This window comes from Streptomyces fuscigenes, from assembly GCF_021556455.1.
In the GTDB taxonomy this organism is placed as follows: Bacteria; Actinomycetota; Actinomycetes; order Streptomycetales; family Streptomycetaceae; genus Streptomyces; species Streptomyces fuscigenes.
This window is the reverse complement of the sequence record NZ_JAKGCV010000230.1, coordinates 1-8,844: the sequence shown is the minus strand read 5'-3', so window position 1 is coordinate 8,844 and position 8,844 is coordinate 1. Positions and strand designations below refer to the sequence as shown.

At 75.0% G+C, this 8,844-nt stretch carries 7 protein-coding genes; 5 read left to right on the top strand and 2 right to left on the bottom strand.

The window, feature by feature from the left end; genetic code table 11:
* Positions 1-1,278 precede the first annotated feature (1,278 nt).
* Complete coding sequence (locus tag L1885_RS18245; RefSeq protein ID WP_235798197.1) at positions 1,279-2,247, bottom strand: hypothetical protein; 969 nt, start codon at positions 2,245-2,247, stop codon at positions 1,279-1,281.
* A gap of 552 nt (positions 2,248-2,799) precedes the next feature.
* Here L1885_RS18245 and purN point away from each other — a divergent pair.
* On the top strand, positions 2,800-3,465 hold the full coding sequence (gene purN, locus L1885_RS18240) for a phosphoribosylglycinamide formyltransferase (protein ID WP_235798196.1): 666 nt from the start codon (positions 2,800-2,802) through the stop codon (positions 3,463-3,465).
* Positions 3,462-5,027, top strand: coding sequence for a bifunctional phosphoribosylaminoimidazolecarboxamide formyltransferase/IMP cyclohydrolase (purH, locus tag L1885_RS18235; RefSeq protein WP_235798195.1), 1,566 nt, complete (start codon positions 3,462-3,464; stop codon positions 5,025-5,027). Before purN ends, purH begins: the two co-directional genes overlap by 4 nt.
* 137 nt (positions 5,028-5,164) lie before the next feature.
* On the opposite strand, the gene L1885_RS18230 is transcribed toward purH, so the two are convergent.
* On the bottom strand, positions 5,165-5,767 hold the full coding sequence (locus L1885_RS18230) for an RDD family protein (protein ID WP_235798194.1): 603 nt from the start codon (positions 5,765-5,767) through the stop codon (positions 5,165-5,167).
* Positions 5,768-6,002: 235 nt separating this feature from the next.
* On the opposite strand from L1885_RS18230, the gene L1885_RS18225 reads away from it, so the two are divergent.
* The 3 genes from L1885_RS18225 to L1885_RS28925 all read left to right on the top strand — a co-directional run.
* Entirely contained in the window at positions 6,003-6,863 is an 861-nt protein-coding gene (locus tag L1885_RS18225; protein WP_235798193.1) for a bifunctional methylenetetrahydrofolate dehydrogenase/methenyltetrahydrofolate cyclohydrolase, read from the top strand.
* The gene (locus tag L1885_RS29215; RefSeq protein ID WP_235798192.1) at positions 6,860-7,732 is read left to right on the top strand and encodes a DUF3017 domain-containing protein; all 873 of its coding nucleotides are present in this window, start codon (positions 6,860-6,862) and stop codon (positions 7,730-7,732) included. Before L1885_RS18225 ends, L1885_RS29215 begins: the two co-directional genes overlap by 4 nt.
* Positions 7,733-7,941: 209 nt before the next feature.
* On the top strand, positions 7,942-8,844 hold a 903-nt coding region (locus L1885_RS28925; protein ID WP_268984224.1), incomplete at its 3' end, for a helix-turn-helix domain-containing protein.

Sequence of the window (8,844 nt, the reverse complement as noted above, 5' to 3'; positions counted from 1 at the left end):
CGGCCATGACGGCCGCGGCCGCTGCGACGGGGGCCGCTGCGACGGGGGCCGCTGCGACGGGGGCCGCTGCGACGGGGGCCGCTGCGACGGGGGCCGCGGCGGGGAACGCGCCCGGCTCCGGACCCGACGTCGAACGGCGCCGCTGGACGCGGCCGTCGACCTGGCTGCGCCGGACCGGCGCACCTTCCGCCGGGTCCTCGGCAGCGGGAGGCGCGGACGCGGAGGGATACGACTTCCTCTCGGCGGAGTCCTGGCACGAACGCGGGGCCCGCGAGGCCCGCTGGGCCGGGCTGAAGGAGGTCTCCGGCGGCCTGATGGCCGACTTCTCGACCGGGGCGCACCCCTGGTCCCGGCCGGGCACCCGGCCCGGCGCGCAGCCGGAGACACCACCCCGGCCGGCGTCTTCGCCCGCCTCGGCCTCCGCTTCCCCGGCCTCGTCGCCCCGGACGACACCGGGGTCCCGGGCGCCCCAGGGGGCCGGGACGCCCGAGGGACACCCGGTGTCCTCGATGCCCCCGGCGACCTCGGAGCCGTCCTCCGGCTCGGGGTCGTCCCCGAACCGGGCGTCCTCCCCGGCCTCGGCGCCTTCCCCGGCCCCGGCGTCCGCCGAGTCCGCCGGGACGCGGTCACCTGCCGCCCCCGGAGTGGCCGACGTGCCACCGGGAGCGCAGGAAACATCAGGAGGGCCCGGAGCGCCGGGAGCGCCGGCAGCGTCAGGAGAGCCCGGAGAGCCGGGAGCGCCGATCGCGACCGGCGGGGTGTCCGCGCGCGAGCCGGGGGCACCGGCCGGACCGTCGGCAGCCCCCATGCCGTCGGCCGCCCCCGCCGGTCCGGCGCCGGTCGACTCCCCGAAGGCGCCCTTCGCCGAAGGCCCCGCCTCGAACGTGCGGCCGGTGGCGCCGCCCGTGGAGACGGAAGGCGCGGACGGGAGCGATGTCGGAGAACGCGCGAGGAAGCAGAAGGCGCGGGAGCCGCGGAGCGAACAGGGCCGGCAGGGCGAACAGGGCCAACATGGCCGGCAGGGCGAACAGGGCGGTCAGGACTCACGGGCCCCACAGGTCCCGCAGGACTCACGGGCCCCACAGGTCCCACAGGTCCCACCGGTCCCGCAAGACGCGCCCGACGCGAAGGGTGGGCAGGACGAGGAGGACTGACGCGGTGCGGGCGGCGCGCCTCCGGGCGCGCCCGCCTCCCGCCGGATCGAATCCGGCGGGGCCGCTGACCGGCCCGGCCGGCCGGAACCGGCCCGACCCCCGGTCCGCGCCGCGCGCAGGGAACCTACTTGCTGATGCCGAGCAGCGACACCAGGGACTTCGGCAGCTCGTCGTTGCACGCGACCTGGCCCTCGTGGGTCAGGGCCGTGTGCACGCACGAGTAGTAGTCGGAGTACACGAACTGGAGCGAGTACACACCCGCCACCAGAAGCAGCGCCAGGATGGCCGCGACCAGGCCCGTGATGGCCGCGGTGCGCTGCGGGCGTCCCTGCTGCTGCTCGATCTGCTGCTGCGTGTGGTGGACGCCGGCCGAGGCGTAGGCGCGGTCCTGGGTCGACTGGTACGCCGTGGTGTGCGGCGCCGGGGCGAACGGGTCGGGTCTGCGACCGCTCTGCGCGCCCTGCTCGTCCCCCGTCGCCGGGGTGTCCTTGCGGTCCTTCGCGCGCAGCGAGCTGATCGCCCAGTAGACCGCGAGCGCGCCGAGCAGCAGCGCCACCTCGGGGATGCTGAGGAGGGCGAAGAAGAAGCCCCACATACCGGCGAGCAGCGCGTAGCGCGCGCGGCGCTGGTAGACGTCCTTCGGGTCCCAGCGCAGGCCGCCGCGGCCGGGGCCGCCCTCGCCGCCTCCCTGGCCCTGCTGCCGGTCGGGACCCTGGGGCGCCTGGCCGCCGGGGCGCCCGCCGAAGCCGCCGCCGGACCTGCCGGGCTGCCGGTCGCTCCACTGGCTGCCCCAGACGGGCCGCTCGCCGCCGCCCCGCCCGTCGTCACCGTTCCCGTTCCCGTCACCGGGACCGGAGCCGTCGTGGCGGGGGTGGTGGCGGGGCTGCCAGGGCGTCTCGGGAGCGCCCTCGGGCGGGGGCGCGAACGGGTTGTCGTCCGAGGGGGTCCCCGAGGAGGAGCCCGGCGAGCCCGGCGAACCCGACGGGCCGGATGAACCCGGCGAGCCCTGGGCAGACGAGGACGGGCGCTCCCGCAGCAGCACGGGAACCGTGTGCTGGTGAAGGCGGAGTACCGTGCGGCGTCGGTCCTGCATCTGGTGAACGTCTTCCCCTCAGACCCGCAGCCTGGGGTCCAGTCGTGATCATGGCCCGTCATGAGGACGGGTCTGTCCCCCGACGCTACCTCCCGGTCACGCCCCCGTCCCGCGGGGGCCGAGCGGTGTGCCGGTATCGTTGCTGACGGTCGGCTCCTTCGTAGAGTTCCCCAGATCCGGGGACGCGACGCGTTCGTACGACCCTACAAAGCCCGTTGCCGCAACCAGTCCGAACGATCCGCCCCCAGTCCGCCGCCGCAGCCAGCACCCACCGATCGCACCGGCAGCCGCCGGCCGCGACCGGTGCCCGAGGCCGTGCGGGGACCCCGACACCACCCGTCCGAACGACCGCAGCAGGACCGCCGGCCGCCGACGTCCGGTGATCCGGTTGTCCGGTCGCACCGGGACCGCCGGCCGCCGCACGTTCCGGCCGGCCGGCCGCGGTGAAGAGCGGACCGGCCGCGGCCGGTCCCCCGGCCCCACCGAGCCCGCGTCCGTACCCAGCTCCGGTCCGGGCTCGCCGAAGAGAAGTCCGAGAAAGGCGCTCGCGTCGTGGCCCTCCCGCCCTCGTTGCCCCCGTCCTCCGGCCGTCCGGCCCGTCTCGTCGTCCTGGTCTCGGGATCGGGGACGAACCTGCAGGCGCTGATCGACCGGATCGGCGCCGAGGGCGAGGCGTTCGGCGCGGAGATCGTCGCCGTGGGGGCGGACCGCACCGGCATCGAGGGCCTGGAGCGTGCCGAGCGCGCGGGCCTGCCGACGTTCGTGTGCCGGGTGCGCGACCACGAGACCCGCGAGGGCTGGGACAGGGCGCTGGCGGAGGCGACGGCCGCCCACGAGCCCGATCTCGTCGTGTCCGCGGGTTTCATGAAGATCGTGGGCAAGGAGTTCCTGGCCAGGTACGGCGGGCGCTTCGTCAACACCCACCCCGCCCTGCTGCCCAGCTTCCCCGGTGCCCACGGAGTCCGGGACGCGCTGGAGTACGGGGCGAGGGTCACGGGCTGCACCGTCCACTTCGTCGACGACGGCGTCGACACCGGGCCGATCATCGCCCAGGGCGTGGTCGAGGTCCGGGACGAGGACCACGCGGACCACGAGGCCGGTGGCAACGCGCTCCATGAGCGCATCAAGGAAGTCGAGCGACGGCTGCTCGTCGATGTCGTGGGGCGCCTGGCGCGGCACGGCTACCGCATTGAGGGACGAAAGGTAACGATCCAGTGACCGCCGAAGGTACGAAGCGGCCGATCCGCCGCGCGCTGGTCAGCGTCTACGACAAGACCGGTCTCGAGGAGCTCGCCAAGGGCCTGCACGAGGCCGGCGTCACGCTGGTCTCCACCGGCTCGACCGCCGCGAAGATCGCCGCAGCCGGCGTGCCCGTCACGAAGGTCGAGGAGCTGACCGGGTTCCCCGAGTGCCTCGACGGCCGGGTCAAGACGCTGCATCCGCGCGTCCACGCGGGCATCCTCGCCGACCAGCGCCTCGACGCGCACCGGCAGCAGCTCGACGACCTCGGCGTCGAGCCGTTCGAGCTCGTCGTCGTGAACCTGTACCCGTTCCGGGAGACCGTCGCCTCCGGCGCGTCGCCCGACGAGTGCGTCGAGCAGATCGACATCGGCGGCCCGTCCATGGTCCGCGCCGCGGCGAAGAACCACCCGTCCGTCGCGGTCGTCACCAGCCCGGGCCGGTACGCGGACGTGCTCTCCGCCGTGCGCGACGGTGGCTTCGACCTGCCCGCGCGCAAGCGGCTGGCCGCCGAGGCGTTCCAGCACACCGCCGCGTACGACGTGGCGGTCGCGTCCTGGTTCGCCGACGACTACGCGGCCGCCGACGACAGCGGCTTCCCGGAGTTCCTCGGCGCCACGTACGAGCGCTCGAACGTGCTGCGCTACGGCGAGAACCCGCACCAGCCCGCCGCGCTGTACCGCACGCCCGGCGCGGCCGGCCTCGCGGGCGCCGAGCAGCTGCACGGCAAGGAGATGTCGTACAACAACTACACGGACACGGACGCCGCGCGCCGTGCCGCGTACGACCACGCCGAGACGTGCGTCGCGATCATCAAGCACGCGAACCCCTGCGGCATCGCGATCGCGGACGACGTCGCGGAGGCGCACCGCAAGGCCCACGCCTGCGACCCGCTCTCCGCGTTCGGCGGGGTGATCGCGGTCAACCGGCCCGTGACGGTCGCCATGGCCGAGCAGGTCGCGGAGATCTTCACCGAGGTCATCGTCGCCCCGGACTACGAGGACGGCGCGGTCGAGGTGCTCGCCCGCAAGAAGAACATCCGGGTGCTGCGGTGCCCCGAGGCGCCCGCGGCCACCCACGAGGTCAAGCCGATCGACGGCGGTGCGCTGCTCCAGGTCACCGACCGGCTCCAGGCGGAGGGCGACGACCCGGCGCACTGGACGCTGGCGACGGGCGAGGCCCTGTCCCCGGCCGAGCTGCGCGAACTGGAATTCGCGTGGAAGGCGTGCCGCGCGGTGAAGTCGAACGCGATCCTGCTCGCCAAGGACGGGGCCTCGGTCGGCGTCGGCATGGGCCAGGTCAACCGGGTGGACTCGGCGAAGCTCGCGGTGGAGCGCGCGGGCGAGGAGCGGGCGAAGGGCTCGTTCGCCGCGTCGGACGCGTTCTTCCCGTTCCCGGACGGCCTGGAGGTGCTGCTGGAGGCGGGCGTGCGCGCGGTCGTCCAGCCCGGCGGCTCCGTGCGCGACGAGCTGGCGGTCGAGGCGGCGAAGAAGGCCGGCGCGACGATGTACTTCACCGGTACGCGCCACTTCTTCCACTGACGCGACCGCGTCCGGCCGGTCGGCCGGTGCCGCGTGACGGTGTCACGTGAGCACGGAGGCCGGGTCCCCGCGGGGACCCGGCCTCCGCCGCGTCTTGACCGGGCGCGCCGCGTGGCGCTGTGCCCGCCGCGCAGGGGCTACTGCGCCCGGACGACGACGGTGGAGCAGATCTTGTCCGCGAAGGTCTGCTTCTTCGAGTCCCACAGCGGCCACAGCCACCCCAGGTAGCAGGCGATCGAGTCCACGAAGTGGCAGATGCGCCGGCCGAGGGCGAACCAGAAGCCGAGCGGCGAGCCGTCCGCCTCCTTCAGCAGCTTGATCTTCATGGCCTTCTTGCCGATGGTCTGGCCCGTGCTGCCTTCCTTGGCGAGCTGCCAGATGGCGAGGGCGAGCGTGCCGAGCGCACCGATCAGCACGAGGACGACACCGGCACCGCTGCCGTTGTCCCCGCTGGCCATGGCCAAGCCGGCTATGCCGAGCACGTAGTACGGCAGACCGATGATGATGCCGTCGATGATCGTGGCGACGAAGCGCAGGCCCCAGTGCGCGAGGGTGGGCATGCCCGGCGCGCCGAACTGCGGCTGGCCGTAGGCGCCCGGCTGGGCGGGCGGGGCCTGCGGGTAGCCGTAACCGGGCTGGCCCTGGGCCTGGCCGGGGATCCCGTAGCCGGGCTGCTGGCCCTGGGGCTGCTGACCCTGGGGCGGCTGCCCGTACGGGCTGTTCGGCTCTCCGAAGCTCATGGACGACTCCTCGTGCTGGTGCGGGGACGACGGCACGCGCGGAGGAGCATGACGAACTGAGCGGACGCCCCCCAACACTGCCGCTGTTCTACGAGGTCATCGTGATCGCGCGATCCGCGCCTTGTCCAGCGGCTTCCCCTATGCGTTGTGTAAGCGCAACGTAATGCGGGCCGTCGGGGGCCCGGCAGACGGACCGAATTGGAACACTGACAGGGTCATCCGCGAGGATGGGACCATGAGCGCCCAGATTCTCGATGGCAAGGCAACAGCGGCCGCGATCAAGTCCGATCTGACCGCCCGCGTGGCGGCCCTCAAGGAGCGGGGCGTGACGCCCGGCCTCGGCACGCTCCTGGTCGGCGACGACCCGGGCAGCCGCTGGTACGTCAACGGCAAGCACCGCGACTGCGCCGAGGTCGGCATGGCGTCGATCCAGCGCGAGCTGCCGGACACGGCCTCGCAGGAGGAGATCGAGGCGGTGGTCCGCGAGCTGAACGAGGACCCCGCGTGCACCGGCTACATCGTCCAGTTGCCGCTGCCCAAGGGCATCGACACGAACCGCGTGCTCGAACTCATGGACCCCGCGAAGGACGCCGACGGGCTCCACCCCACGAATCTCGGACGCCTGGTGCTCAACGAGACCGGTCCGCTGCCGTGCACGCCGAACGGCATCATCACGCTGCTGCGCCACCACGGGGTCGAGATCAACGGCGCCCACGTGGTCGTCGTAGGCCGCGGTATCACCGTCGGCCGGTCGATCCCGCTGCTGCTCACCCGCAAGTCCGAGAACGCGACCGTCACGCAGTGCCACACCGGCACCCGCGACCTGTCGGCCCAGCTCAAGCAGGCCGACATCATCGTGGCGGCGGCGGGCGTCCCGGGCATCGTCAAGCCCGAGGACGTGAAGCCGGGCGCCGCCGTGCTCGACGTCGGCGTGAGCCGCGACGAGAACGGCAAGATCGTCGGTGACGTGCACCCGGGCGTCGCGGAGGTCGCCGCGTGGCTGTCGCCGAACCCGGGCGGCGTCGGGCCGATGACCCGCGCCGAGCTGCTGGTGAACGTGGTCGAGGCGGCCGAGCGGGCGGTGGGCACGGAGTGAGCGGCAAGGCGCCGGCCCGGAGCGGCTCGGAACCCGTCCCGGACCGCGACGCGCGTACGGCCCCGGACGCCGTGCGCGACGAGGGCACGGCCGTGGAGGCCGACGCCGGGCAGGACGGGACGTCCGCAGCGGCCGGGAAGCCCGCCGCCACGGGGACGCCGGTCGCCGTCGAGACGCCGGGGGCCGCGGAGGTGCCGGAGAGCGCGCCCGAGGCCACGACCGAGCAGGGCACGGCCGCGGAGCGAACCGAAGCTCCCCGAGCCGCCGAAGCCTCCCGAGCCGTGGAGGCCGACGGCGCGGACGTGACCAAGGCTGCCGACGTGACCGACGGCGGCGACGTGGCCGGGGCTCCGGATGAGGCCGACGCTGCCGGTGACGCCGACGGGCCGGGGGAGACCGCCGCGAGTCCCGCGACCGCCGTGGAGCGGGGGAGCGCGGGCGAGGCCGGGGGCGCCGAGGGCCCGGAGACCGCCGCCGATCCGGAGGAGTCGCCCGTCACGCTCGACTTCCCGCCCCCGGAGGGCGCGGGCCGCGCGGCGTCCGTCGACGCCCCGGCGCCCGCCAGGCAGTGGCCGCTGATCAGCGTCCTCGCGCTGGCCGCGCTGGGCCTGCTGACGGTCGGCGTGCACCCGTTCGACGCCGCGTTCCGGGTCGGCACGATCATGGTGGGCGTCGCCCTGGTCGGCGGCGCCGTGCTGCGCCGTACCGTGCCGTCGGTCGGCATGCTGGCCGTGCGCTCGCGCTTCACGGACATGGTCACGTACGGGGCCCTGGGCGTCGCGATCGTACTGTTCGCGCTGATGATCCAGCCGCGCCCGTGGCTGGACATCCCGGTCCTGCAGAGCGTCGTGCACTCGTCCGTCCCGTAGCCGGCGGCAGGGCGCCGTCCGCCGGGCCCGGGCACCTCGCCCGGCGGACGCCCGTCCCCTCCTCGGAGCGGGACGCGCGCGCCCGGCGGCCCAGCGCCCGGGCGTCCGCGCCACGGGGAAGCGGCCGCTGCGGGGCACTGTCAACGGTGGGCAACAGTGGGAGACTTGCCCGGGCGTCGCGAGCGCGCGCCCGGGGGTGAGGGGGGCTCATGGCGCGCCGTGGTGGCGGTCCCGCGGGTGAACTCGCGGACCGCATGCGCGAACTGATCGACCGCAGCGGGCTCAGCCTCGACACCGTCGCCGCCCGGTCGGGCGGCAGCAGGAGCGACTGGGAGGCGTACGTACGCGGGCTGCGCCGGCCGCCGCGCGACGTGACGGCCGCGCTGGCCGAGACGGTCGGCACGCACCGGGCGCCGCTGCTCGAACTCTGGGACCGGGCGGAGTTACGGGCACGGTCCGACGGCACGGATCCGCAGGCCTACCCGACGATCTTCCAGCCGGGCGGCGCGCTCGACCGCCCCGGCGACGCGGAGGACGCGTACGTCCCGCGCGACCCGCAAGACCCGTACGACTCACGCCTCCCGCGCGACCCGCAGGACCCGTACGACTCACGCCTCCCGAGCGACCCGCAGGACCCGTACGACTCACGCCTCCCGCGCGACCCGGAAGACCCGTACGGACCGGTCGAGTCGTACGCCCTCCCGGCCGGCGAACCGGGACCGCGGCAGGACCCGGACCCGGCGGGGGGCCAGGCCGGACCGCTGGACCGGGCCGGACATCGGGACCCGGTCCGCCCGCCGGACCCGCTCGGGCCCCAGGACCCGCTCGGACCCCAGGACCCGGACCGACCGCAGGACCCGCACCGACCGCAGGACGACGGGATCCCCGGCGGGCCCGTCCCTCCCGCGCGGCCCGGGGAGCCCGGCTGCGCCGACCGCGAGCGGCAGCCCGGGCACACCAGGACGCTCACGCTCGTCGCGACGGCCGTCGGGGTGGCGCTCGTCGTCCTCGCCGTGGTCCTGCTGACCGGTCTCGGCGGCAGCGGGTCGCCCACCGCCGCCGGCCCCTCGCCGACGACGCCCCTCGCCCCGCCCGGGCGGGCGTCCGCGCAC